A 465-nucleotide genomic window follows, 5' to 3' on the forward strand; every position below is an offset into this window, starting at 1 on the left:
ATGCACTGGCTGCTTCTTCAACTTTGTTAAAAGTACGGCTTGCACTGGGTAAAAAATCAAAAGTGGTATAACCGCTATGGCCCTGATTACTGAATTTAACTTCGTTTATTCCTTTTTGCTTAAGCAGGTAAGCTACGGCTACAGCAGGTGGGGCATCAGCAGCATCGGCGATCTGAACGCCTTGCGTGATACTATTGCCGATAAAAACAATATTAAGATTTCTCTTCTTATGCTGTGCAGACAATAATGGGATGTTAATTAGTAAAATACTGATCAATAATAGGTATCTTTTCATCTAAAGCTGTTTTTATCGGCAACAAATTACTAATTTTACTTATTAATATAAATCTAATTTTTCATCGGTTCAAGGCCTTTTATCAACTGCAATAGTTCATCCCGCTCTTCGGCCTCCAATTCGATCATACCATTGAACATTTCAAAAATCTCATCACGCAGGTTGGAGCG

1 pseudogene is annotated in these 465 nt (G+C 37.8%); it reads right to left on the minus strand.

The features are described 5' to 3' along the window. A pseudogene (locus AC1DND_RS29405) lies at positions 1-295 on the minus strand (lipolytic protein G-D-S-L family); the annotation flags it as partial. Positions 296-465: the final 170 nt, after the last annotated feature.

This window comes from Pedobacter sp. 01N416 (assembly GCF_056399685.1).